A 22,872-nucleotide genomic window follows, 5' to 3' on the forward strand; every position below is an offset into this window, starting at 1 on the left:
ACGGAATAGAAAACCATAAAAACAAAAATAGTTTTCTTAGTAACGCTATTTTACACAGGATGAGAGTGCAATGCAAGTGGTGATCATGCTTTTTGTTTTGCAACCAAGTGGTCGATTATGGTATAGTAAGTGCCGAAATCGCGGTTGATTGCTTCACATCATTTGGAGGTGCCCCGTGTTTTTAGAGAAGCTGATGCCTAGTCAGTTCGTCGAATCAATCCATCACATTGACATAGATCAATTGAAACGAAATAACATCCGTGCGGTGATTACAGACTTGGATAATACCTTGGTGGAATGGGACAGGCCACATGCAACCGAGGAGGTCATCAACTGGCTTGCTCGCATGCATGAGGCAGGCATACAGGTCACTGTTGTCTCCAACAACAACAAGGAGCGTGTAGACCGCTTCTGTGCCCCATTAAATCTCGGGTTTATTTATGCGGCCAAAAAGCCGACAAACCGTGCCTTTTTGCAGGCAGTGCGGCAGATGAATGTAACCATCGCTGAGACTGTTGTCATTGGCGATCAATTGTTTACCGATGTGCTGGGAGGAAATCGATTAGGATTTCATACGATCCTAGTTGTTCCTGTAGCCCAGACGGATGGTTTTTGGACGCGCTTTAATCGTCAGATGGAGCGTGTGGCCCTTATTTGGATGGAGAGGAAAGGAATGGTTTCGTGGAGGAGAAAAGCATGACGGAACAATCGCATGGCTCTTGTGCTGGATGTGGGATTGCCATTCAGACAGCAGATGCAAAAAAGCCTGGCTATGCACCTGAATCCGCGCTTGGCAGAAAGGTAATCATTTGCCAGCGCTGTTATCGCATCAAGCATTATAATGAAGTAGCTCCCGTAGGAATGGGCGATGACGACTTCCTCAAGATTTTGGATGGCATCGGCTCTACGGAGTCTCTTGTCGTAATGGTAGTCGATATCTTTGACTTCCAAGGCTCCTGGCTCAAGGGTTTGCCACGTTTTGTCGGGAAGAATCCGATTTTGCTCGTGGGTAACAAGGTTGATTTGCTGCCGAGAAACATCAACCTGAACCGTGTACGCAACTGGATGCAGCACGAAGCAAAAGAACGCGGACTGCGCCCGGAGGATGTCGTACTGATCAGCGCGCAGAAAGGGCTTCATATCGATGAATTATTGAATCGCATTGGAGAGTTGCGCAAAGGCCGTGATGTATACATTGTCGGTGTGACCAACGTAGGAAAGTCGACGATGATCAACCGCATCTTGCATGACTACGGTGCGGCTGAGCTGGAGATTACCACTTCGCCATTCCCTGGTACGACACTTGACAAAATCGAGATTCCGCTCGAGGATGGCCGCTCCATTTTTGATACGCCGGGAATCATTAATCGCGACCAGATCGGACATATGGTATCCCCGACTGATCTGAGAAAGATTACCCCGACCAGCCGGATTAACTCCAAGGTGTATCAGCTCGATGATGGGCAATCGCTCTTTTTGGGTGGTTTAGCCCGTATCGACTTCGTACGCGGAGAGAGACAGCCGTTCATCGTCTATGTCGACAACGATCTGTACATCCACCGGACGAAGCTGGAGAAAGCAGACGAAGTGATGCAAAAGCACCATGGAACCTTGCTGGTGCCGCCAACAGGGGAGGAAGCTGCGAAAGCACTTCCACCATTTGTGAAGCACACCTTTAAAATCAACAAGTCCACCATGACCACTGACATCGTAATTTCCGGTTTGGGCTGGGTCAGCATCCAAGGAAAACACGAAGCGAGTGTTGTCGTGCATGCACCTAAAGGCGTAAGTGTTGGGATGCGCAAAGGGCTGATCTAGCTTAAACAAGAAAAGTCGAGTTAGCCTTGCCCCTTGCCATATGCTATAGAGAGACGTCCGGGGAGGAAAAGCTCCATGATTACAAGCAAAACACAACTGGTTGGCCTGTTTGGGCATCCAGTTTCCCACTCACAATCACCGATGATGCACAATACAGCTTTTTTAGAGACCGGGTTGGGATTTGCCTATGCTGCGTTCGATGTGGAACCGGAAAATCTGGAAGATGCAGTCGCGGGTATTCGCGCGTTAGGCCTGAAGGGGATTAACGTCACGATTCCCCACAAAGTCGCTATCATGCCGATGTTGGATGAAATCGATCCGCTTGCCAAACGAATCGGTGCCGTTAATACCGTCGTTTCTCGTGATGGACGCTTGATCGGCTATAACACAGATGGTATGGGCTATGTTCGTTCGCTTGTGGAAGAGACGGGAATCGTTCTTGAAAAGCAAGTGGTAACCATGGTAGGGGCTGGAGGCGCTGCGCGAGCTGTGGCGTTTACCTTGGCTGAACAAGGAGTCAAGGAAATTCGCATTATCAATCGTTCCCGGGAAAGAGCTGCGGTATTGGCTGAGCATGTCGGAATGATTGTACCTACGAAAATCGTAGAACAAGGCGAAGGGGAAGCAGCTATCGCGGACTCTTCGTTGTTGATCAATACGACATCGATCGGAATGCTGCCAAACGTGCAGGAGACACCTGTGCCAGCAGAGTGGCTTCATTCCGGTTTAACCGTTAGCGATCTGATTTATAACCCGCTCGAAACACGTCTGCTCAAAGAAGCGCGTGCTATTGGAGCCACTGTTCATTCCGGAATCGGCATGTTCGTGAATCAAGGTGCACTGGCATTCGAGCTGTGGACGGGCGAGCAAGCACCAACTGGGGTTATGCGTGAGGTCGTCTTGCAACAATTAAAGAAAACAACCTGATTGGCAGGATATAAAAGGAGGCATTGCCGATGTTGACCGGCAAGCAAAAGCGCTTTTTGCGCGCAGAAGCACATCATCTCACCCCTATTTTCCAAGTTGGAAAAGGTGGAGTAAACGAAAACATGATCACACAGATCAAAGAAGCGTTGGAAGTACGTGAATTGATCAAGGTAGCGATTTTGCAAAACAATAATGACGATAAACATCAAGTGGCTGAAGATCTCGCTGCAGGTGCTGGAGCAGAGCTTGTGCAGTTGATTGGCCATACAGTTGTCTTGTACAAAGAGTCTCGGGAGAACAAGACGATCAAGCTTCCGTAAGTGACCTGCATGCAATGAGACAGCCAATCAAGCAAGTAGGGATCATGGGAGGAACGTTTGACCCGATTCATTGTGGGCACTTGCTGGCGGCCGAACAAGCCAGAGAGCAAGCGGGCCTGGATGAAATCTGGTTTATGCCTACACACGTTCCACCACACAAAGAAAGAGAGAGTCTGACGCTGGCGCATCACCGCTTGCAAATGGTTCAGCTGGCCGTGTCTGATCACGAGGTGTTTCGTGTTACAGATGTAGAGTTCGAAAGAAAAGGGCCATCGTACACCTATGATACGATGACTCAGCTCATTAGGCAGTTCCCGGATTGCCGGTTTTCCTTTATCATGGGGGGAGATATGGTAAAAATCTTGCCCAAATGGTACCAGTACCAAGAGCTGATTCATATGGTACGCTTTATAGGTCTAGCGAGACCAGGAACCGAACTGGACCTAAAATCGAGCGAGGACGTCACATATGTGGAGATGCCTGTTTGGGACATATCCTCCACGATGATTCGCGAGAAGGCAGCTGCCAGGAAAAGCATCCGTTATCTTGTGCCTGATGCCGTGGAGCGCTATATAAAGGAGAACCGAATCTATGAGACTTTTGGATAATCGGGAAGAGCTTCTCGTTCGCGTACGGCAACAAATGCATGAAAAACGCTACAATCACACGCTAGGGGTGGCTGCGTCGGCTCGCGAGCTGGCAGAGAGATTCGGGGCTGATCCTGACAAAGCCGAGCTTGCTGGTCTGTTGCACGATTACTGCAAGTGCTGGCCTGTGGAAAAAATGTTTGAGATTCTCGTTCGCCACGATATGCCTACAGAGCTTTTAGAAGGGGAAAAAGAGCTGTGGCACGCCTTTGCAGCAGCGATCGTGATCCAGACTGACCTAGGTGTAACGGATGCAGATATTTTACAAGCTGTTCGCTACCATACGACGGGGCGAGCTGGCATGTCCCTGTTAGAAAAAGTCGTCTGTGTGGCAGACTATATAGAACCAAACCGGGTTTACCCCGGTGTCGATTTTATTCGCGCCAAAGCCATGCATGATTTGGATGCCGCCCTGGCACTTGCCTTGGGAGGCACCATTCAATTTTTGATAGAGAAGCAAAAGACAGTTTTTCCGTTGACATTGACGGCCTATAACGATTTGGTTTCCCGCAAAGGGAGAGAAGGAGGGTTTTGATGGTTAAAACAGTAGAAGATTTGGCCCAGTTGGTTGTGAAGGCAGCAGAGGACAAAAAAGCAGAGAACTTGAAGGTGCTCGATATTAGAAAGCTGTCTGTGATCGCAGACTATTTCATGATTTGCCACGGAAACAACGAGCGTCAAGTACAGGCAATTGTTCGCGAAATTCGTGACCAAGCCCACAAAAACGGCTTTGACGTCCGCGGTATCGAGGGAGCAGATGAAGGGCGCTGGGTACTGGTTGATCTGGGCGATATCGTCATTCACGTTTTCCATCGCGAAGATCGCGAGTTTTACAACCTGGAGCGCCTGTGGAAGGACGCAGAGGAAGTTTCCTTCAGCGCGCAAGGGTAAGGACAGATGGCATACGCACATATGGCCGCTGTATATGACAGGCTGATGGCGGATACTCCTTATGACCAGTGGCTCGATTGGGTCGAGCGTCATTGGAAAAAGGGAGAGAAGCCTGTGCGGGTCATTGATCTTGGCTGTGGGACTGGCACGATTGCGATCCCACTCGCCAAGCGGGGATACCGTGTTACGGGAGTGGATCTCTCAACAGAAATGCTTGCAATCGCCTATGACAAAATGAGGCAGGAGCAAGTAGAAGTAGCGTGGGTGGAGCAGGATATGCGGGAGCTGTCCTTGCCAGAAGCGGATGCGGTCATCTCCTTGTGTGATTCATTGAGCTATCTTACAGAGGAAGCGGATGTGCAGGAAACGTTCAAACGCGTTTTCGCCCATCTCGCGCCTGGTGGGAGCTTTCTATTTGATGTGCACAGCCCGTACAAGATGCTGCACATTTTCGGAGACGAGACGTTCACACATGTAGAAGATGAAGTTTCGTACATTTGGCAATGTTTTTGCGACCCACTGCGACTAGAGGTAGAGCATCAGTTAACGTTTTTCATTCGTCAGCCAAACGGATTGTACGAGCGGATGGAAGAGGAGCATTGGCAAAGGGCTTATCAGCCTGTCCAACTGATGCGCTGGCTGACAGATGCTGGCTTCACAGATATCATCATCACCGCTGATTACTCGGATTTGCCACCACAAGAAGCGAGTGAGCGCCTATTTTTCTCAGCCCGCAAGCCGAAAAGTTTGACATGATTGGTTCGGATTGACTATAATGGCGTTATAACTACAGATTTCGACGCGTTTAAGAGGAATAGTAGGAATCGGATTCGAGCATTCACAGAGAGTTGACGGATGGTGCAAGTCAACCCGGATCTATCTGAACTCACCTCCCAGCACTTGCCCCCAAGGTCATCCAAGTCATGACTGCGTAAGGGTGAGCGGCTTATCCCCGATACGGATGAAACAAGTGGGTGAATGCTTGTCATTTGCCAATCTGGGTGGTACCGCGGGAATGTAAACAACCTCTCGTCCCTTTCGCAAGAGCGATCTGGGATGTGAGGTTTTCTTTAATTTTTACCTATTTTAAGATGGGAGTGCTTTACCATGGTATTCAGTCATCGTAATGTCGAAAAGAAGTGGCAGCAATATTGGGAGCAGAACAAGACCTTCAAAACCTCCGAGGATGAGGGCAAGAAAAAGTTTTACGCACTCGACATGTTCCCGTATCCATCTGGAGCTGGCCTGCACGTAGGACATCCGGAAGGCTATACGGCTACTGATATTTTGTCCCGCATGAAGCGGATGCAAGGATATAACGTTCTCCATCCAATGGGCTGGGATGCGTTTGGTTTGCCAGCGGAGCAATACGCGCTCGATACAGGAAACGATCCGGCGGAATTCACCGAGCACAATATCAACACCTTCCGTCGCCAAATTAAGTCTCTCGGATTTTCCTACGACTGGGATCGTGAAATTAACACAACTGATCCGCATTACTACAAGTGGACACAATGGATTTTTACGAAGCTGTATGAGCACGGCTTGGCTTATATTGACGAGGTAGCTGTAAACTGGTGCCCTGCTTTGGGAACGGTTTTGGCGAACGAAGAAGTGATTGATGGAAAAAGTGAGCGTGGCGGACACCCAGTAGAACGCCGCCCAATGAAGCAATGGGTCTTGAAAATTACTGCGTATGCGGAAAGACTGCTCGCTGACCTGGATGAACTGGATTGGCCAGAGAGCATCAAGGAAATGCAACGCAACTGGATCGGCCGTTCTGAAGGGGCAGAAGTAACCTTTGGTATCGAAGGTCATGATGAATCCTTTACCGTCTTTACGACTCGTCCAGACACTCTTTACGGGGCAACCTATGCGGTACTGGCTCCTGAGCACAAGCTGGTTGAACAAATTACCGTACCGGCTCAAAAAGAAGCAGTAGAAGCGTACCTGGATCAAGCAAAGCGCAAGAGCGATTTGGAACGTACTGATCTGGCAAAAGAAAAGACAGGAGTATTTACTGGAGCGTATGCGATCAACCCGGTTAACGGCGAGCGTCTGCCAATCTGGATTGCAGATTACGTGCTGATCAGCTACGGAACAGGCTCCATCATGGCGGTTCCAGCGCACGATGAACGCGACTATGAGTTCGCGAAAACATTCGATCTGCCAATCAAGCAAGTCATCGCTGGTGGCGATATCTCCAAAGAAGCGTATGCAGGCGACGGAGAGCACATTAACTCTGGCATGCTCGATGGTTTGAACAAAGAACAGGCGATCAGCAAAATGATTGAGTGGCTGGAAGCAGAAGGCAAAGGAAATCGCAAGGTAACGTACCGTCTGCGCGACTGGCTGTTTAGCCGTCAACGTTACTGGGGTGAACCAATTCCGATTCTCCACCTGGAAGATGGCACGATGAAAGTCGTTCCAGAATCCGAATTGCCAATCATGTTGCCAAAAACAAAAGAAATCAAACCATCCGGTACAGGTGAATCGCCATTGGCAAACATCGCGGAGTGGGTCAACACTATCGATCCGGAAACAGGCATGAAAGCACGCCGTGAGACAAACACGATGCCGCAATGGGCGGGTAGCTGCTGGTACTTCCTGCGCTTCATCGATCCACACAATGACAAGGCATTGGCTGATCCAGACAAACTGAAAGAATGGCTGCCAATCGACATTTACATTGGTGGTGCAGAGCATGCGGTACTGCACTTGCTCTACTCTCGTTTCTGGCACAAGTTCCTGTACGATATCGGTGTCGTACCTACAAAGGAACCATTCCAAAAGCTGTTTAACCAAGGGATGATCCTGGGTGAAAACAACGAGAAAATGAGTAAGTCCAAAGGCAACGTCGTAAACCCAGACGATATCATCGACAGCCATGGTGCCGATACACTACGCATGTACGAAATGTTCATGGGGCCACTGGATGCTTCGATCGCTTGGTCGACAAAAGGCTTGGATGGCGCACGCCGCTTCCTGGATCGCGTATATCGTCTGTTTGTGGGTGATAACGGTGAGCTGAACGAAAAAATCGTGGAAACCTCCAACGTAGCTGGCATGGAGCGCGTGTACCACCAAACTGTGAAAAAAGTAACAGAAGACTACGAGGGCCTGCGTTTCAATACAGGTATCTCTCAGTTGATGGTATTCGTAAACGAAGCGTACAAAGCAGAAGTTTTGCCGAAGAAATTCATGGAGGACTTTGTAAAAATGCTGTCTCCAATCGCTCCGCACTTGGGTGAAGAGCTGTGGGAAAAACTCGGTCACAGCGAGAGCGTGGCATACGCAGCATGGCCTACGTATGACGAAGCGAAGCTGGTTGAAGACGAGGTAGAAATCGTCCTGCAAATTAACGGCAAAAACAAAGAAAAGCTGCTCATCGCTTCTGATTCGACGAAAGAACAGATGGAAGAGATGGCGAAAAACAACGAGATGATTAACGAACTGATCGAAGGAAAAACGATCGTCAAAGTCATCGCTGTTCCAGGCAAACTGGTGAATATCGTCGTTCGTTAAGAAAAGGGCGACAAGAAATAAGAAGAGGAGTGGAACCTGAGAGTGACAGGTATCCACTCCTTTTTTCGTCAATCCACGCTTACGTCGTCATACGCTAATGCGGCTGATTGTTCAAATTTCGTGCAACCAGTTCCTGATCCTCGGCAAACTTCGCTTGTGTGCGGCGAAATACTTGGGCGAAAAGACCAGGAATACCGTCTTGCAAAGGAATCAGTCCTTCCCCAGTAATTCCTCCGGGCACGCAGACCCTTTTTTGGAGAGTAGGGAGGGTGAACGCTTCTTCCCGTAAAAGATCTGCGATCCCAATTAGCATTTGCGTAGTCATGTAGGTAGCAGCTTCTGCGGAAATACCCGTTTCTTCAACAGCTTCTTGAATCATTTGCTGCAAAATATAGCTGATAAACGCTGGCCCACAACTGACAATGTCAGAAGTAATTCGTAAAAAAGGCTCCGAAATCTCAATAGGGGAGCTAATGTGCGCAAACAGACTTCGTATGAATTGACGCTGTTCCTCTTGGATTCGTGATCCGAATTCACATAAGCTAACACCACTCATGACGGCATTTGTTATAGAAGGAACGACTCGGGCAACGGCACAAGGAACTTGAGACTCCAAATCCGCAAGCTTGATCGGACTGGTGATCGTAATCAACAGGTGGTCTGGCGTTAAGGCAGGAGCGATTTGTTCAAGCATCACGCTATATTCCAGTGGCTTGACGCACAGCACGATCGTTATAGCTTCTTTGGCCAAATCGGCATTGCTGTGCGCGACAATGAGCCCAGGATGTTTTTCTGCCAGTTGCTGCGCCTTCGCAGGGGTTCTGTTGCTGATAATGACATGACCAGGTGTCAGCGCCTTGGCTGACAGCAATGATTCAATCAAGATACTGCCCATGCTGCCCGTACCAATGAACCCAATTCTATTCATGGGCATACCTCCCTCCGATATTCTTCTCCCATTCTATGTAGGAGCACCTATGATCATGACCGGATCTCATTGTACCATCAGCCGATCCTTTATCCGTGCAAACATCTTCTCGCCAATTCCCTCAATCTGTTTCAGGTCATCCGCTGAACGAAATGGTCCTTGTTTTGACCGGTAATCCACGATTGCCTTTGCACGAGCTTCTCCAATTCCGGGAAGGCTCATGAGCTCATCGGCAGTTGCCGTGTTGAGGTTTATGACTGAAGAGGCACCAGTGGTGGATACGCTTGCAGCGGATTGTACAAGGCCAATGGATGAGGAGACTGGTGCGGTTGCCCCTTTAGCCGGGATGACAAGAGCAGCTCCATCTGCGAGCGGCGCTGCCAAATTGATCTGTACCAGGTCAGCATCAGGAAGTGCTCCTCCTGCTTTTTCGATGGCAGTTGCGACACGCGTACCTGGTTCAAATTGGTATAAACCGGGGTTTTTCACTTGCCCTTTCACATCGACATAGAGAGGAGGGGGGAGTGGTTCCTTATCCTTATCTTTTTCTTGCGTTGCTTTTACTGGCTTGGCAGGTTGAGCAGCAACTGAATCATCTGTTCGTTCTTTTGTTTCAACATCTGATGCTGCATAAGCTGGAGTATGCAACGGTAGTTCGGCAGTCTTATGCGATTGGTCGCGTTGATAGAGCCAATAGCTACAACCGACAAACAGAACAGCCGCAGTCAGCAAGAGGATACGGCGATAACGCTCCCACCATTCCAACACCATAACAAAAAACCCTCCCGTCCTTCACGTAGCGATACGTTCATAGAGAGAACTTGTTCTCTATAAACGATGCTACGAAAAGTAAGAGAGGGCCTGCAAATCTATTTAGTCTGTTTTCGCCGTTAGCCGATATGCTGCAGCGAAGAATTTTTCTTGCGGCGAAGGTCTACATTCGGGCTGACATAAGGCTCAAAATTGTGCTTTTGCTCAATGAAGATCTGATGCCACAGCATGAAGACCAGGATCGTCCAGATTTTGCGGCTGTAATCCGCATTGCCTTCACGGTGTTCATCGAGCATGTAGAGCACATAGGCCTTATTGATCAAATTATCCACCTTGGATTCAAAAATGATCTCTTTTGCCCATTTGTAAAATTCGTTTTTGAGCCAATGACGAGTCGGAACAGGGAAGCCCAGCTTTTTTCTCGATTGGATCTCAGGTGGTAAGAAGTCTTTCATCGCTTCACGAAGAACGTGCTTGGTCGTGCCGTTGGCAATTTTGTACTTGGTTGGAATGGTAGCGGCGAATTCAAATACCTTCAGATCAATGAAAGGCACTCGCAACTCCAAAGAATTGGCCATCGTCATCTTGTCGGCCTTCATCAAAATGTTGCCTCTGAGCCAAGTGTGAATGTCCAAGTATTGCATCTTGGTCACATCATCATATTCGGAAGCGCGTTTGTAAATCTCTTCTGTAATGGTGAAAGGAGATACATACGATTCCGAACGGGTAATATCCTCCATGACGACGCGCTTTTTCATCTCTTCGCTGAAAATCAGTGCGTTTCCGAAGAAGCGCTGTTCAACCGTTTTCGACCCGCGGATGAGGAAGTTCTTCCCTTTTACCTGATCAGGGAGGCGTTCTGCCATGTATCCGATGGATTGGCGCATCCAGCCAGGCATTCCGGAAAACATTTTGAGAGAATGAGGCTCTCTGTAAATATTGTATCCGCCAAAAAATTCATCTGCACCTTCACCGGACAATACAACGGTTACGTGTTCACTCGCCATCTGTGCTACGAAATAGAGCAAGATGGCAGATGGGTCTGCTACCGGTTCGTCCTGATGCCAGATCAGTCTTGGTAATTCATCCATGTACTGCTTGGCGTTTATCACGCGCTCGAAATGCTCCGATCCCAAGTATGCTGCGGTTCGCTTCGCATAATCGAGCTCGCTATAACCAGGAATATCAGAGCCAACAGAAAAAGATTTGACTGGCTCAAATGTACGCAACATCCCAACGATACTGCTAGAGTCAACACCACTAGACAAGAAGGCTCCACGAGAAACTTCGCTAATTCGGTGTTTGTCGACAGATTCAAGCATGACACTGCGCGTACCCTCAACAAAATAAGAGAACGGCTTGCTTTCATCAGGCTTGAATTCTACATCCCAGTACCTTTCCAGCTTGATCTGGTCGTTTTCAACCACGAACGAGTGTGCAGGTGGTATACGGTAAATGCCAGCAAACATCGTTTCAGGATCAGGTACATATTGGAACGTCAAATAGTGATAAAAAGCGGTTGGATTCACTTCGCGCTTGAAGCCTGGCAGCTCCAGCAAGCTTTTGATCTCACTGGCAACCCCGATCGAATCATTCGTCTCAACATAGTAGAGAGGCTTGATTCCAAAATGGTCGCGTGCCCCAAACAGACGTTTTTTACGGGAGTCGTAGATCGTAAAGCCAAACATCCCGCGTAAATGCTTAGGTGCATCTGTTCCTACCTCTTCATAAAGGTGGAGGATGGTTTCAATATCAGAATCGGTGTGGAAAACGTGACCGATGTCCTTTAACCATTGCTGTAACTCTTTGTAATTGTAGATTTCGCCGTTACCGATAATCCAGATGTCACGTGTTTCGTTAAACAGCGGTTGATGTCCGCCTTCCACGTCAATGATGCTTAAACGACGAAAGCCCAGGGCGATGTTGTCTTCAAGGTGAAAACCATCGTCATCTGGACCACGGTGCAGGATGACACCCGTCATTGCACTAATCGCTTCTTGTTGAACAGGCTTTTGCCGCTTGTTATAGAGTGATACGATTCCGCACATAAGAAATGACTCTTCCTCTCACTGGATTGCTCCTGCTAACTCTATCATGTATCGACAATCAACGCAATCTCTTATGAATGCCAGTGATTGACCTCGAAAACGCTGATTCTACAAGGGAATTAGCCTTTCTTCTTTTCTATTTTTGTCCCCATTCGGTTAGATATACTCCCTTAGGAGACCATGAATCGTTCGACATAACGGTTCATGAAAGAACAGGACGGGGGAATTACAGTGTCAGTATGGATAGCAAGCCTAGCGATGATGATCGGCCTCATTCTGTCCGCCTATTTGCATCCTGCTTGGCTGCTATTGGCTACAGGCTTATTAGGGGGAGTCGTTGCATGTATCCCGTTACCATACCGCAAATGCGTTGCGTGCTACTCACTGATTTCTATTCTAGCAGGTCTCTTTTTTTATGGGTACGAGAATCTCCACAGCTCTGAAGTGAAACCATTAGCAGAAAGGGAGCAGACCATCTGGATAGAAGGTGTCATTGATTCTCCTGTGAGACGGGACGGCGATGCAGCACGATTTTTTGTCACGATAACATCCTGGGGTGAAAACGAGCGTGATCAGAACGAGCATTGGTCTCTCGAAAAAATCGCGCTTCGTGTTAAACTTGCCTCTTTCCAAGAAGCAAAACAAATAGAGCAGTGGAGACGTGGGAGTGTTATCGCGGCTCCGATCCGACTATCCTTACCAGCTCCTGCGCGCAATCCTCATGCCTTCGACTACGCCAGCTATTTGTATTGGCAAGGTGTCCATGTCACAGGGGAAACAAGCTATCAAGCGGTTGAGATGACACCTGCTTTTTCTGTTTGGGCGAGCTTTCAAGAATGGCAGGACTCGGGTGCAAGGCGAATTGAATTATTATTTACAGATACAGAAACAGCGGGTTATATGAAGTCGCTCCTGCTTGGTCTTGGACAAGAGGTGAACCCCGAGCTTGCGGCGATGTATTCGAATTTGGGCTTAAGTCATATCCTCGCAATTTCCGGTTTGCATGTGACATTGGTCAGCTCTATGTTTATGTGGTGTTTGGAGCGGATTGGAATCAGACGCAGACTAGCATTTGTTGTAACGATTTTGTTCTTGATCGGGTATGTGCTTCTGGTGGGAGCCAGCGCGTCGGCGATCCGATCTGGACTGATGGGAAGTGTGGGGCTTCTCTGCCAGGTAGTTGGAAAGAAGTTGGATGGCAAAGACGTCTGGGCTGGGGCACTCATCCTAATGCTGCTGATGAATCCGTATCAGCTGTGGCATGTCGGTTTTCAGCTTTCTTTTGCGGTAACACTTGGTCTGATCATTTTTGTGCCATACAGCTTGCATGTGTTTGTTCGGGTACCTGTCTGGATTCGTACACTGCTGGCGGTTACTTTGTCAGCCCAGCTTGTTTCTTTTCCGTTTCTCATCTACCATTTTCATTTGTTCTCACCTGTGTCTTGGCTGGTCAATTTGGTAGTGACACCGATTCTCTCGGCCATAGCGCTACCATTCGGGTATATTGCAGTTGTCCTCGATTTCGTCCACCCGTTTTTGGCGGTGATTCCTGTTTGGTTATCGACGGCAATGCTGAAATGGATTCATCTTCCACTGTTTGCTATTGAAAAAATGAGGCTGCCCTTTACCTATTGGCCGCATCCTTCGTGGTGGTGGCTTGCTTTGTATACCTGTTTTTTGGGTGCTCTGCCCATTTCATGGAGGTTGGGCTATCATCGAAAGCGTGATATAATGCTTACTTTCGTTATATTTCTTTCGTTCATTGTAGCGGCGAGACAGCCGTTTTCAGGAGTCGAAGAAGTGCGAATTACCTTCCTTGATGTCGGACAAGGGGATTCCATCGTTGTCGAAATTGGTGATCAGAAGGTATACTTAATGGATGCGGGTGGGACAATGCAGTTCCCAGCTGCTGAACCATGGATGGAAAAACGTGACCCATTTGAGGTGGGGAAAGACGTCGTTCTGCCGTTTCTGATGGCCAGAGGAATCGAGAAAATCGATCGTGTCATCATGACGCATGGCGATCTGGATCACATTGGGGGATTCAAATCGCTTGTTCCTCATTTTTCTTTTGGAGAGGTATTGGTGAATGGAACAGCACCTTCGAAATTGGAGGGTGAGATTGTCCAACTTTTCCAACAAGAAGGAGTTCCGATACTAACCGGGCTTCCGGGTCAATCATGGTCAGATGCACCAGGAATCGAGTGGAAGTGGCTGCACCCGGGTGAATCGACTTTTTCAGGAAATGATGCATCCGTAATACTCCAGCTGACTGCTTTCAACAAGACTGTATTGTTTACGGGTGACATTGAAAAGGATGGGGAAAGTCAGCTTGTTCAAAACGGTTTGACTTCTGTGGATGTTTTGAAAGTAGCCCATCATGGAAGCAATACCTCGAGTACCGAAGAGCTCCTTGCAGTCACAGCACCAAAAGCCGCTGTAATCTCTGCCGGGGTGAAAAATCGGTACGGGCATCCTTCGCCCGAAGTGCTACATCGCCTAAAAAAATCGGGTTCCGCCGTGTACAGGACTGATGCTCATGGAGCGATTACGCTGGTTATTACACCTACGGGATTATATTGGCAGGCCCAAATATTGGATACATAATCTGTTTGCAACTTTTTCAATGAGCGAACCGTCTGTAGGGGGGAGAAGAGAATATGCATGAAGCAGAGTTGATCAGGATGGCGCAATCCGGGGATCATGACGCGCTAGTTGAACTGCTTCGATCTATTGAGACCTCCGTTTACCGAAGCGCTTATTATATTCTAGGGAACGAACAAGACGCGCTCGATGCCTCCCAGGAAGTCCTCATTCGAATTTATCGAAAGTTGGACACCTATCAGGAAAAAGCAAAGTTCTCTACCTGGGTACAACGCATTGTTAGCAACGTTTGTATGGATAAATTTCGCGCGAAGAAGGAAACGGTCTCAATTGACGAGCACGAGTTGATCATTCCTGATCGTAACAACGTAGAGGAAGAAATCCTTCTCACCGGGCTGTCGAATGACATCCAGGAAGCCATCGGAAGATTGCCAAAGCAATATCGAATGGTTGTAGTACTCCGCTATCTGGAGGATTTGTCTTATCAAGAAATAGCGGAGGCACTAGATTTGCCGCTTAACACGGTAAAGTCGTACTTATTTCGGGCTAGGCAACAGTTACAGGAGCTGTTGTACGACTACCAGAAAGGGGGGATCGGTTGATGACCAACGAAGAGATTTTTGAACTCATGCAGCGGGATTTGGATGGAGATTTGTCGGAGTCAGAGCAGCAACTACTCCATCGTTTGATCCAGAAAGATACTGACCTGCAGCTTATGTACAACCGTTTGAAAGATGTGTCACAACAATTGGAACATCTACCCCCTGTCGTACCTCCGATCAGCATCGTAGATTCTATCCTACCCAAGCTGGAGTCAGCCGCTGCAAAGCCTGCTGCGGTGAAATCTATGGTGAACGAGGAAATCCTGCCCACTCTGGAAGTTAAGCGTGAGTCGTCTTCACTGCCGGAATCAAAAAAGTGGAAGCGGATGAAAGTGTGGATGGCTAGTCTTGGTACTACAGCCGTCGCAGCCAGCTTATTGGTTGGCATGCTTTTCTCTGGCGGTGATGGTAAGAAGCAAGAAGTCGATTCGTTCCAGAACGGAACGGACATGACGCCAGCGGCCGTGGAACAACCTAAAACCCCCGGGCCAGATGCTCCCACTCCTCCAAGCAATAATCCAATATCATCGAATTCAAAAGAGGAAGAGGACAAGACGAAAAAGTCTACGAAATCGGCTACTCAGACGAAGAGTAAAAGGCCACCGGCAAAGAACGTTCAAAAGCAGACACCGCCACCGAAGAAAACGAATCCGCCACAGCCACCGAAGAAAGTTGTACCTCCACCGCCAGTAATGACAGATGATCAACCATCGGGCTGGCCGATCGGACTGGATGAGAATCCGGACAGAGAAGACAAAGAACCTGCTAATGACAAAAAGGACGACGACGGGGACAAGCAAGAGGAGAAAGACAAGGGAAAAAATAAAGAGAAGAAAAAAAATAAAGATAATGACTAACTTTTTTCCGCGTATGGACCGGCACCGCTTGCGGGGATTCTGCGTATAGTACATTATCAAGCACCCCCTGCTTACCGTTTGGGGAGGAGGAATCCCGGGGCTTTTCCCTAAACGTTTACATAGAGGTGCCAACGGATGAAAAAGCCGCTACCGATTCACTGGTGGCGGTTTTTTTTCGCTTTGCTCTCATCAACATGTGCTATAATAACGCAGGTAAGAAGAAGGAAAGGGGAGAAAACGTATGCCACTCCTATCGGCTATTCGCGAAATACGGCAAAAACAATTCTCGCCGATCTACGTCTTATACGGTCCGGAGTCTTTTCTGGCCGAAGATTTTTTGGCGGTGGCTCGTAAAGAAATGATTGATCCAGAATTTATGGATTTGAATATGAGCATGTATGATTGCACCGAAACAGGATTGAGTGAAATTCTGCAGGATGCGGAAACCTTGCCGTTTATGGGCGAGCATCGATTGGTAATTGCCAGACAAGCCTACTTTTTAACAGGAAGTAAGCCTTCGACGAAGGTAGAAAGTGACCCAGATGCTTTGCTCGATTATTTGCAAAATCCGCCCCCCTACACTACGCTTATTCTACATACAGAAGCGGACAAGCTCGATGAACGAAAAAAGCTGGTTAAAACGTTGCAGCAAAAAGCGAAAGTGATCCCTTTTCCGTTGCTAAAAGACGGGGATTTATACGGATGGGTAGAGCGGCAAGCGGGTAAATACCAGGCGAAAATTGATCGTCAGCAGACCATGAAGCTTGTGGAGCGAGTAGGAGCCGAGCTACGTCTACTGGACAAGGAAATCGAAAAGATGGCTCTGTTTGTCGGGGTGGGGGAAAGCATCACGGATGACGCTATTGAGCTGCTCGGAGCACGTACGCTGGAGCAGGATGTATTCGGGCTGATTGAACAGGTCGCTTCGGGGAGATTGGACAAGGCACTCAGGATGATGTACGACTGCATGAAAACAGGAGAGGAGCCGATCAAACTGCTGGCTCTCTTGGCGAGGCAGTTCCGCATGCTGTTGCATGTCAAGCAATTGGCCCCGCGTGGTTATTCACAACAACAAGTGGCAGGCATGATTAAAATGCATCCCTACGCAGTGAAAAAAGCAATGGAACAAGCGCGTCATTTTTCTGAGGAGTCGTTAAAAAAACTGCTAGGTATCTTAGCCGAAGAAGATTTCCGGATGAAGTCAGGGCAAGTGGACAAGCGCCTCGCCCTCGAATTATTTATTGCACGTGCACATGACGAACGAACAAAACGGTCATGACGATTTTTCATAGTAAAAAACCCCTAGAACAAGATGTTCACGGGGTTTTTTGGCGCTTGGTCTCTTACGCTACAGGAGCGCTCAGAACGTTAAGCTTTTTCATCAAACGAGACTTTTGACGGTTTGCTGCGTTTTTATGAATGAGACCTTTCGAAGCGGCCTTGTCCAGCTTTTTCACAGCCACCAGAAGAGTAGATTTCGCCAATGCTACATCGGAAGCAGCGACAGCTTTCTCAAAGTTCTTGATGGAAGTACGCAGATCAGACTTTTGAGAAGCGCGGTGTGCGCGACGCTTTTCGATTGTTTTGGTGCGTTTAATCGCGGATTTAATGTTTGGCATGTGTGTCACCTCCTTAATACGACCATAGACATACAGTCATACAACAAAGTAATTCTAGCATGGGGCGAACCCATTTGCAAGAATGGATTCGGAATAAAAATGCAGGATTCAAGCAAGCTAGTAGCAGGAACAAAATGGTCAGTACTTTTTTCACTTCGGATCAAAGGAGCTGATGAACATGGCACATAACATTGACTTGTCTGGTTATTCCATTCGTACGGATCTGGCCTTGGAGGCCCACGAGCTTGCTCAGCAGCAAAACCAGAGTGATATTGAAGGCATTTGGCTGCAAGCTGACGATAGCGAGCCCAATGTGAAAGTAACGAGATTGCATGTGGAAACAGAGGAAGCGGGAAAGGAAATCGGCAAGCTCCCGGGGCATTACCTAACCATTGAAGTGCCCAAGCTGCGGGATAACGATACATCGATTGAGGAGCAGGTGGCCAAGCGCTTTTCCGCCGAATTTGCGATGTTTCTCAAGCAACTGGGGATCACAGAGGACAAAAAGGCTCTCGTCGTTGGTCTGGGTAACTGGAATGTGACCCCCGATGCGCTTGGACCAATGGTTGTGGAAAATTTGTTGATTACACGCCATCTGTACACGCTGGCGCCTGAAACCGTTGGAGAAGGGTATCGGGAAGTCAGTGCGCTATCACCGGGCGTCCTTGGGATTACGGGTATAGAAACGAGTGAAATTATTTTTGGCGTCGTGGAAAAAAGCAAACCCGATTTTGTCATCTGTATCGATGCACTTGCGTCCCGCGCGCTGCACCGGGTCAACACTACGATTCAAATATCGGACACAGGGATTCATCCCGGATCAGGAGTCGGAAACAAGCGCAAAGCGATTGATCAGGAGACACTTGGTGTGCCTGTGATTGCGATAGGAGTCCCTACGGTCGTTTTTGCCTCCACGATTGTAAATGATGCGATTACATACTTGCTGGGGCATTTTGGACAATCCATGGTGGAGAGCAAGCGGGTGTTTAACAAACTGGCATTGAGTACGCTGCCAGAGCGTAAGGAACCGTATACCGAAGAGGATTTGCCTGACTTGGAATCCCGTAAGACATTCATGGGATTGGTAGGTTCACTGCCGGAAGAAGAGAAACGGCAACTGATTCATGAGGTCCTCCGGCCGCTTGGACAGGATCTGGTCGTCACGCCAAAAGAAATTGATGATTTTATTGAAGGCGTGGCTAATGTGATCGCAACAGGCCTGAATCGGGCCTTGCACAGTGCCGTAAATGAAGAAAATAGCGGCTCGTATACCCACTAAGTCATGAAAAGCTAGAGTGAGAGAGAAAAGCTAGAAAAGGGTTCTATCGTCTCTATGAGCCTCATAAGCTAAAGCATAGACAAGCACGAGGGAAAGGGAAAGTTCTCCCGACGTGCAATCATGCTACAGCTAGAGGAGTGAGACTGATGGCGACCCTCATTCAACGCCAATTCGTTGTTCTTTCATTTATAACCGCCTTCCTGTTTGTCATGACAGGAGTGCTTTCGCTCGGCGGGAATCGAATCGCAATTTCGTCCTCCGCCATTCAACAGGCCGCTTCTCATATTTCCAGTCTGGCGATTTTGGGATGGATGGGGCAGGAAATTCCGGTTTTGTCCGAAACCGTGCAAGCACAGGCTGATGATCGCACGAATAGCGTAACGGGTTTTCTCTTTCGCTTGGCAACCAATATACAACCGGGAGACTTGCGCAGCTTGCTAGGCAGGGAGCTGCCTGGGATGGTGACGACAGAGGATGCCAGATTTGTCGTACAGGGAAAGGGAGCTTCTCTCGCAGATTTTTATTTGGAGTATCCCGCCCATCCAAAACAGGTAGCAGATCAATCGCAAGTAGTTCCAATCGTAGAGCCAAAGCCGGAGGATACCACCAAGTCAGGTGAAGCAAAGCCAGCTCCTGTGCCCAATTCAATCACGGACGGTAAAAAAATCGTCTACATCTATAACTCGCACAACCGGGAATCGTGGTTTAGTGAGACGAAGTCAGTGGGAACCTCAGTCGATCATCCTACGAGAAATATATCGTTAATCAGCAAGTACTTATCAGAAGCGTTGAATGACAGAGGGATTGGTTCCGATGTGAGCACCGACGACATCTATCAACAGCTTTTGAACAAAAAAATGCATTACTCCTTTTCCTACGCGGAATCTTTGCAAGTGGTCAAAGCGGCAACAGAGAAAAACAAGGAACTGTACTACTTTTTCGATCTGCATCGAGACACAGCGCCACGAGAGCGTACGACGGTCACGATCAAAGGGAAAACATATGGAAGAGTGTTGTTCGTCATCGGAAAAAGAAACAAAAGCTACGAGAAAAATGAGGCGTTTGCAACAGAGCTACATGAGTTGATGGAAAAAATGTACCCAGAGCTTTCGCGTGGCGTGATGGAAAAAGGCGCAAAAACGGATCATGGTGAGTATAATCAGTCACTCTCCCCGGGAAGCCTGTTAATAGAAATAGGTGGTACGGAAAACAGCGTGCAGGAAAGCAGGAATACGGCAGAAGCATTGGCAGATGTTTTCGCAGCCTATTATCAGCAAGCTGAAAAAGTAGGCAAACCAGTTTCTGACGAGCCTGCAAAGAGGTGACGGGCATGAACGTGACGATGAAGCTAACTGGACTGTTAATCATCTTGCTGGTCGGGGTAGTTTTGGGATTGCAAACGGCTGAGCGTGGAATATCCAAGGTGAGTGGGGTGCCAGAGGGGCAGGCGCAAACCTTTTCCATCAAAAAAGTGGATCAAGGACAAGTAGAGATCGCGGTAATGGGCAAGCAGGTTCAGACTGCCAACCCGAAGGAAATGGTCAACTATGTCAGTCGGATCGGTTTGACTTTGGGTGGAAGCATTAAAAGTGGAGCGCAGAGTTTTGTCGATTGGGTAGGGAGTTTTTTTGAACCGTGAAAATGGTTTACGCGCAAAAAGAAGGGGTGCAGAAAGCCCCAGTGACTAAAGACCCGTACAGGCGGGTCTTTTGCATGTGACCACTGATGCTTCGTACGATCTGCCTAAACAGTGCATATGAGGCTACATCAACAATGAAAGGGCTATCATAAAATTCTTTTACATAATTTTCAAGCGCGAGTCAAATATTCTTTTTAGTCAGTAAAAAGGTAATAGTTAGAATTTATTGTGTTGCGAAAAAATTGAATAAATGACATAATGTCTATGGATAGGTCTATTTTGGAAGTATATTTCGGTGAGAGAGGTGAGCCACGTGTCACATCCTGTCCTACAAATTGAAAACCTGCAAACGCACTTTTTCACGGACCGCGGCCAAATCCCTGCCGTTGATGGCGTGACGATCACGGTACAAAAAGGAGAAGTAGTCGGTATCGTAGGCGAATCCGGCTGCGGAAAGAGCGTTACCTCCCTTTCCGTCATGAAGCTAGTACCCAATCCCCCAGGGAGAATCGTGGGAGGTTCGATTAAATTCAAGGGGGAGGATCTCGTATCTGTCGATGAAAAGCGAATGAGAGACATCCGCGGAAATGAAATTGCGATGATCTTTCAGGAGCCGATGACGTCTTTAAATCCGGTATTTACGATTGGAGACCAGATAGGAGAATCAGTCCGATTACATACGAAAGCGAGCAAGAAGGACGCAAGAGCACGTGCTATTGAGATGTTGAAAAAAGTCGGAATTCCTCGAGCGGACGCGATTGTCGATGAATACCCGCACCAGCTTTCTGGAGGCATGAGGCAGCGTGTCATGATTGCGATGGCAATGGCTTGCAATCCAGCGCTTTTGATTGCAGACGAGCCTACTACTGCGCTCGACGTGACGATTCAAGCGCAGATATTGGACCTGATGCGCCAACTCAACCGGGAAGCTGACACATCCATTCTCCTCATTACTCACGATCTTGGGGTCGTTGCGGAAATGTGTCACCGTGTCGTGGTGATGTATGCAGGCAACGTGATTGAACAAGGCGATGTCCGTACGATTTTAAAAAATCCGAAGCATCCTTATACGATCGGCTTGTTGAATTCGTTGCCGAAGCTGGAAGGATCACAGGAGCGTCTCTATTCGATTCCAGGCAATGTCCCGATCCCGGGTTCGCTTACTGTCGGATGTCGTTTTGCCCCTAGATGCGATAAAGTTTCAGACCGATGCCGCAGTGAGATGCCAGAATTAAAAGTGGTAGGGGACAATCACCTTTCCCGCTGCTGGCTGACCGAATAACCCGAGAGGAGCATGCAGGTGGCTGAAGATCTTCTGGTTGTAAAAAATTTAAAAAAATACTATCCAATCACAGGCGGTGTTCTTGGAGGGGAAGTAGGTGTAGTAAAGGCGGTAGATGACGTTTCGTTTACCGTTAAGAGTGGCGAAACCTTGGGGCTGGTAGGTGAGAGTGGCTGTGGAAAGTCCACTACGGGGCGTTCCTTGCTGCGACTGATTGAACCGACCTCTGGTGAAATCAACTTTGACGGGACAGATGTCATGTCACTTTCCACAGATGCAATGAGAAAGATGAGACGTGACATGCAAATTGTCTTTCAGGATCCATTTGCTTCGCTTAACCCTAGACATAACATTGAGAAGATTTTGGAAGAACCTTTGATTGTACATGGCTTGGGTTCTTCGGCAGAGCGAAAAAAGCGCGTGCAGGAAATGCTGGAGATCGTTGGTCTGAGCAGCTATCACGCGAGCCGCTATCCGCATCAATTCAGTGGAGGACAGAGGCAGCGGATTGGTATTGCGAGAGCGCTGATGCTCAAACCCAAATTGATCGTTGCGGATGAGCCTGTGTCTGCACTAGACGTGTCCATTCAGTCGCAGGTGCTCAACCTCATGCAGGATTTGCAACGCGAATTCGGCCTTACATACTTGTTCATTGCCCACGATTTGAGCGTAGTGCGTCATATCAGCGATCGGGTGGGCGTGATGTACCTTGGCAGAATTGTCGAGCTGACGACGAGTAGCCAGTTGTATTCTAATCCGCTCCATCCGTACACGAGAGCATTACTTTCGGCTGTACCTTCGCCAGACCCTGATGCAGTACGAGAAAGAGTGATCCTCCAGGGAGATGTACCGAGCCCTGCAAAACCTCCAAGTGGCTGTACATTCCATACGAGGTGTCCCCATGTGACAGAGGAGTGTCGTACTGTGCGCCCAGAATTTGCGGACACAGGCGATGGTCACTTTGTTGCTTGTCACTTATACAAGTCCTAATCGACAAAAGGGAGTTTGCCTGCCGAATAGGAAGTCTTGTAAAGGGGGGATGCAAAGCAGGAGGTATTGTATCGGCCATTTACCAAAAAGGAACATGCGACTAATAGTAGAAAAAGGGGGATGTT

Annotated in this window: 22 protein-coding genes; 18 read left to right on the plus strand and 4 right to left on the minus strand. The window is 48.2% G+C overall.

Translation table 11 applies throughout. From position 1 onward, the window contains the following. The first annotated feature begins 175 nt into the window (after positions 1 to 175). The 9 genes from BBR47_RS10225 to leuS all read left to right on the plus strand — a co-directional run bounded on the left by BBR47_RS10225 (position 176) and on the right by leuS (position 8,128). Entirely contained in the window at positions 176 to 700 is a 525-nt protein-coding gene (locus BBR47_RS10225) for a YqeG family HAD IIIA-type phosphatase (RefSeq protein ID WP_012685700.1), read from the plus strand. Next, positions 697 to 1,818, plus strand: coding sequence for a ribosome biogenesis GTPase YqeH (gene yqeH / locus BBR47_RS10230; RefSeq protein ID WP_012685701.1), 1,122 nt, complete (start codon positions 697 to 699; stop codon positions 1,816 to 1,818). The genes BBR47_RS10225 and yqeH overlap by 4 nt, the downstream gene beginning before the upstream one ends. Positions 1,819 to 1,893: 75 nt before the next feature. Continuing rightward, the gene (locus tag BBR47_RS10235; RefSeq protein WP_012685702.1) at positions 1,894 to 2,745 is read left to right on the plus strand and encodes a shikimate dehydrogenase; all 852 of its coding nucleotides are present in this window, start codon (positions 1,894 to 1,896) and stop codon (positions 2,743 to 2,745) included. Between the two features lie 29 nt (positions 2,746 to 2,774). Then, positions 2,775 to 3,065, plus strand: a complete 291-nt coding sequence (yhbY, locus tag BBR47_RS10240; RefSeq protein ID WP_007727776.1) for a ribosome assembly RNA-binding protein YhbY — start codon at positions 2,775 to 2,777, stop codon at positions 3,063 to 3,065. A gap of 14 nt (positions 3,066 to 3,079) precedes the next feature. Continuing rightward, on the plus strand, positions 3,080 to 3,673 hold the full coding sequence (locus BBR47_RS10245; RefSeq protein WP_012685703.1) for a nicotinate-nucleotide adenylyltransferase: 594 nt from the start codon (positions 3,080 to 3,082) through the stop codon (positions 3,671 to 3,673). Next, positions 3,657 to 4,247 (plus strand): bis(5'-nucleosyl)-tetraphosphatase (symmetrical) YqeK, encoded by a 591-nt coding sequence (gene yqeK / locus BBR47_RS10250; protein ID WP_007727774.1) that lies wholly within the window; start codon positions 3,657 to 3,659, stop codon positions 4,245 to 4,247. The genes BBR47_RS10245 and yqeK overlap by 17 nt, the downstream gene beginning before the upstream one ends. Continuing rightward, positions 4,247 to 4,603 carry a ribosome silencing factor gene (gene rsfS, locus BBR47_RS10255; protein ID WP_012685704.1) on the plus strand — a complete coding sequence of 119 codons (357 nt, stop codon included), beginning with the start codon at positions 4,247 to 4,249 and terminating at the stop codon, positions 4,601 to 4,603. The genes yqeK and rsfS overlap by 1 nt, the downstream gene beginning before the upstream one ends. Positions 4,604 to 4,609: 6 nt before the next feature. Then, positions 4,610 to 5,359, plus strand: a complete 750-nt coding sequence (locus tag BBR47_RS10260) for a class I SAM-dependent DNA methyltransferase (protein WP_012685705.1) — start codon at positions 4,610 to 4,612, stop codon at positions 5,357 to 5,359. 351 nt (positions 5,360 to 5,710) lie between these two features. After that, positions 5,711 to 8,128 carry a leucine--tRNA ligase gene (gene leuS, locus BBR47_RS10265; RefSeq protein WP_012685706.1) on the plus strand — a complete coding sequence of 806 codons (2,418 nt, stop codon included), beginning with the start codon at positions 5,711 to 5,713 and terminating at the stop codon, positions 8,126 to 8,128. Positions 8,129 to 8,222: 94 nt separating this feature from the next. Here leuS and comER read toward each other — a convergent pair whose 3' ends face one another. From comER to asnB, 3 genes are all read right to left on the minus strand, one after another. Beyond that, positions 8,223 to 9,056 (minus strand): late competence protein ComER, encoded by an 834-nt coding sequence (gene comER, locus BBR47_RS10270; protein WP_012685707.1) that lies wholly within the window; start codon positions 9,054 to 9,056, stop codon positions 8,223 to 8,225. A gap of 66 nt (positions 9,057 to 9,122) precedes the next feature. Beyond that, positions 9,123 to 9,827 carry a ComEA family DNA-binding protein gene (locus BBR47_RS10275; RefSeq protein WP_012685708.1) on the minus strand — a complete coding sequence of 235 codons (705 nt, stop codon included), beginning with the start codon at positions 9,825 to 9,827 and terminating at the stop codon, positions 9,123 to 9,125. Between the two features lie 119 nt (positions 9,828 to 9,946). Beyond that, complete coding sequence (asnB, locus tag BBR47_RS10280) at positions 9,947 to 11,875, minus strand: asparagine synthase (glutamine-hydrolyzing) (RefSeq protein ID WP_012685709.1); 1,929 nt, start codon at positions 11,873 to 11,875, stop codon at positions 9,947 to 9,949. Between the two features lie 204 nt (positions 11,876 to 12,079). On the opposite strand from asnB, the gene BBR47_RS10285 reads away from it, so the two are divergent. The 4 genes from BBR47_RS10285 (at position 12,080) to holA (ending at position 17,217) form a co-directional block, all read left to right on the plus strand. After that, entirely contained in the window at positions 12,080 to 14,482 is a 2,403-nt protein-coding gene (locus tag BBR47_RS10285; protein ID WP_012685710.1) for a DNA internalization-related competence protein ComEC/Rec2, read from the plus strand. A 53-nt stretch (positions 14,483 to 14,535) separates the two neighbouring features. Beyond that, positions 14,536 to 15,081: an RNA polymerase sigma factor gene (locus BBR47_RS10290; protein WP_012685711.1), complete on the plus strand. Its 546-nt coding sequence runs from the start codon at positions 14,536 to 14,538 to the stop codon at positions 15,079 to 15,081. Beyond that, positions 15,081 to 15,938: an anti-sigma factor family protein gene (locus BBR47_RS10295; RefSeq protein WP_012685712.1), complete on the plus strand. Its 858-nt coding sequence runs from the start codon at positions 15,081 to 15,083 to the stop codon at positions 15,936 to 15,938. Before BBR47_RS10290 ends, BBR47_RS10295 begins: the two co-directional genes overlap by 1 nt. A gap of 241 nt (positions 15,939 to 16,179) precedes the next feature. Further along, the gene (holA, locus tag BBR47_RS10300; RefSeq protein ID WP_012685713.1) at positions 16,180 to 17,217 is read left to right on the plus strand and encodes a DNA polymerase III subunit delta; all 1,038 of its coding nucleotides are present in this window, start codon (positions 16,180 to 16,182) and stop codon (positions 17,215 to 17,217) included. Between the two features lie 64 nt (positions 17,218 to 17,281). Here holA and rpsT read toward each other — a convergent pair whose 3' ends face one another. Beyond that, positions 17,282 to 17,557 carry a 30S ribosomal protein S20 gene (gene rpsT / locus BBR47_RS10305; protein ID WP_012685714.1) on the minus strand — a complete coding sequence of 92 codons (276 nt, stop codon included), beginning with the start codon at positions 17,555 to 17,557 and terminating at the stop codon, positions 17,282 to 17,284. 178 nt (positions 17,558 to 17,735) lie between these two features. Between rpsT and gpr the strand changes: the two genes are divergently transcribed. From gpr to BBR47_RS10330, 5 genes are all read left to right on the plus strand, one after another. Next, the gene (gene gpr, locus BBR47_RS10310; RefSeq protein WP_012685715.1) at positions 17,736 to 18,836 is read left to right on the plus strand and encodes a GPR endopeptidase; all 1,101 of its coding nucleotides are present in this window, start codon (positions 17,736 to 17,738) and stop codon (positions 18,834 to 18,836) included. A gap of 146 nt (positions 18,837 to 18,982) precedes the next feature. Beyond that, a complete protein-coding gene (gene spoIIP, locus BBR47_RS10315) occupies positions 18,983 to 20,161 on the plus strand; it encodes a stage II sporulation protein P (protein ID WP_012685716.1) in 1,179 nt (392 codons plus the stop codon). Between the two features lie 5 nt (positions 20,162 to 20,166). Continuing rightward, entirely contained in the window at positions 20,167 to 20,475 is a 309-nt protein-coding gene (locus tag BBR47_RS10320; protein WP_007727739.1) for a YqxA family protein, read from the plus strand. Positions 20,476 to 20,788: 313 nt separating this feature from the next. Next, the gene (locus BBR47_RS10325; protein WP_012685717.1) at positions 20,789 to 21,757 is read left to right on the plus strand and encodes an ABC transporter ATP-binding protein; all 969 of its coding nucleotides are present in this window, start codon (positions 20,789 to 20,791) and stop codon (positions 21,755 to 21,757) included. A gap of 18 nt (positions 21,758 to 21,775) precedes the next feature. Then, on the plus strand, positions 21,776 to 22,747 hold the full coding sequence (locus tag BBR47_RS10330) for an ABC transporter ATP-binding protein (protein ID WP_012685718.1): 972 nt from the start codon (positions 21,776 to 21,778) through the stop codon (positions 22,745 to 22,747). Positions 22,748 to 22,872 lie beyond the last annotated feature (125 nt).

It is taken from the genome of Brevibacillus brevis NBRC 100599 (genome assembly GCF_000010165.1).
Classification (GTDB): Bacteria; Bacillota; Bacilli; order Brevibacillales; family Brevibacillaceae; genus Brevibacillus; species Brevibacillus brevis_D.

What these genes read in the sequence shown, in the direction of transcription:
- rsfS (WP_012685704.1), top strand. Translation starts at nt 4,247, where the DNA reads ATGGTTAAAACAGTAGAAGATTTGGCCCAGTTGGTTGTGAAGGCAGCA.
- BBR47_RS10260 (WP_012685705.1), top strand. Translation starts at nt 4,610, where the DNA reads ATGGCATACGCACATATGGCCGCTGTATATGACAGGCTGATGGCGGAT.
- BBR47_RS10245 (WP_012685703.1), top strand. Translation starts at nt 3,080, where the DNA reads ATGAGACAGCCAATCAAGCAAGTAGGGATCATGGGAGGAACGTTTGAC.
- asnB (WP_012685709.1), bottom strand. Translation starts at nt 11,875, where the DNA reads ATGTGCGGAATCGTATCACTCTATAACAAGCGGCAAAAGCCTGTTCAA.
- BBR47_RS10235 (WP_012685702.1), top strand. Translation starts at nt 1,894, where the DNA reads ATGATTACAAGCAAAACACAACTGGTTGGCCTGTTTGGGCATCCAGTT.
- spoIIP (WP_012685716.1), top strand. Translation starts at nt 18,983, where the DNA reads ATGGCGACCCTCATTCAACGCCAATTCGTTGTTCTTTCATTTATAACC.
- yhbY (WP_007727776.1), top strand. Translation starts at nt 2,775, where the DNA reads ATGTTGACCGGCAAGCAAAAGCGCTTTTTGCGCGCAGAAGCACATCAT.
- yqeK (WP_007727774.1), top strand. Translation starts at nt 3,657, where the DNA reads ATGAGACTTTTGGATAATCGGGAAGAGCTTCTCGTTCGCGTACGGCAA.
- BBR47_RS10285 (WP_012685710.1), top strand. Translation starts at nt 12,080, where the DNA reads ATGAAAGAACAGGACGGGGGAATTACAGTGTCAGTATGGATAGCAAGC.
- BBR47_RS10275 (WP_012685708.1), bottom strand. Translation starts at nt 9,827, where the DNA reads ATGGTGTTGGAATGGTGGGAGCGTTATCGCCGTATCCTCTTGCTGACT.
- rpsT (WP_012685714.1), bottom strand. Translation starts at nt 17,557, where the DNA reads ATGCCAAACATTAAATCCGCGATTAAACGCACCAAAACAATCGAAAAG.
- holA (WP_012685713.1), top strand. Translation starts at nt 16,180, where the DNA reads ATGCCACTCCTATCGGCTATTCGCGAAATACGGCAAAAACAATTCTCG.
- BBR47_RS10295 (WP_012685712.1), top strand. Translation starts at nt 15,081, where the DNA reads ATGACCAACGAAGAGATTTTTGAACTCATGCAGCGGGATTTGGATGGA.
- BBR47_RS10290 (WP_012685711.1), top strand. Translation starts at nt 14,536, where the DNA reads ATGCATGAAGCAGAGTTGATCAGGATGGCGCAATCCGGGGATCATGAC.
- yqeH (WP_012685701.1), top strand. Translation starts at nt 697, where the DNA reads ATGACGGAACAATCGCATGGCTCTTGTGCTGGATGTGGGATTGCCATT.
- leuS (WP_012685706.1), top strand. Translation starts at nt 5,711, where the DNA reads ATGGTATTCAGTCATCGTAATGTCGAAAAGAAGTGGCAGCAATATTGG.
- BBR47_RS10320 (WP_007727739.1), top strand. Translation starts at nt 20,167, where the DNA reads ATGAACGTGACGATGAAGCTAACTGGACTGTTAATCATCTTGCTGGTC.
- comER (WP_012685707.1), bottom strand. Translation starts at nt 9,056, where the DNA reads ATGAATAGAATTGGGTTCATTGGTACGGGCAGCATGGGCAGTATCTTG.
- gpr (WP_012685715.1), top strand. Translation starts at nt 17,736, where the DNA reads ATGGCACATAACATTGACTTGTCTGGTTATTCCATTCGTACGGATCTG.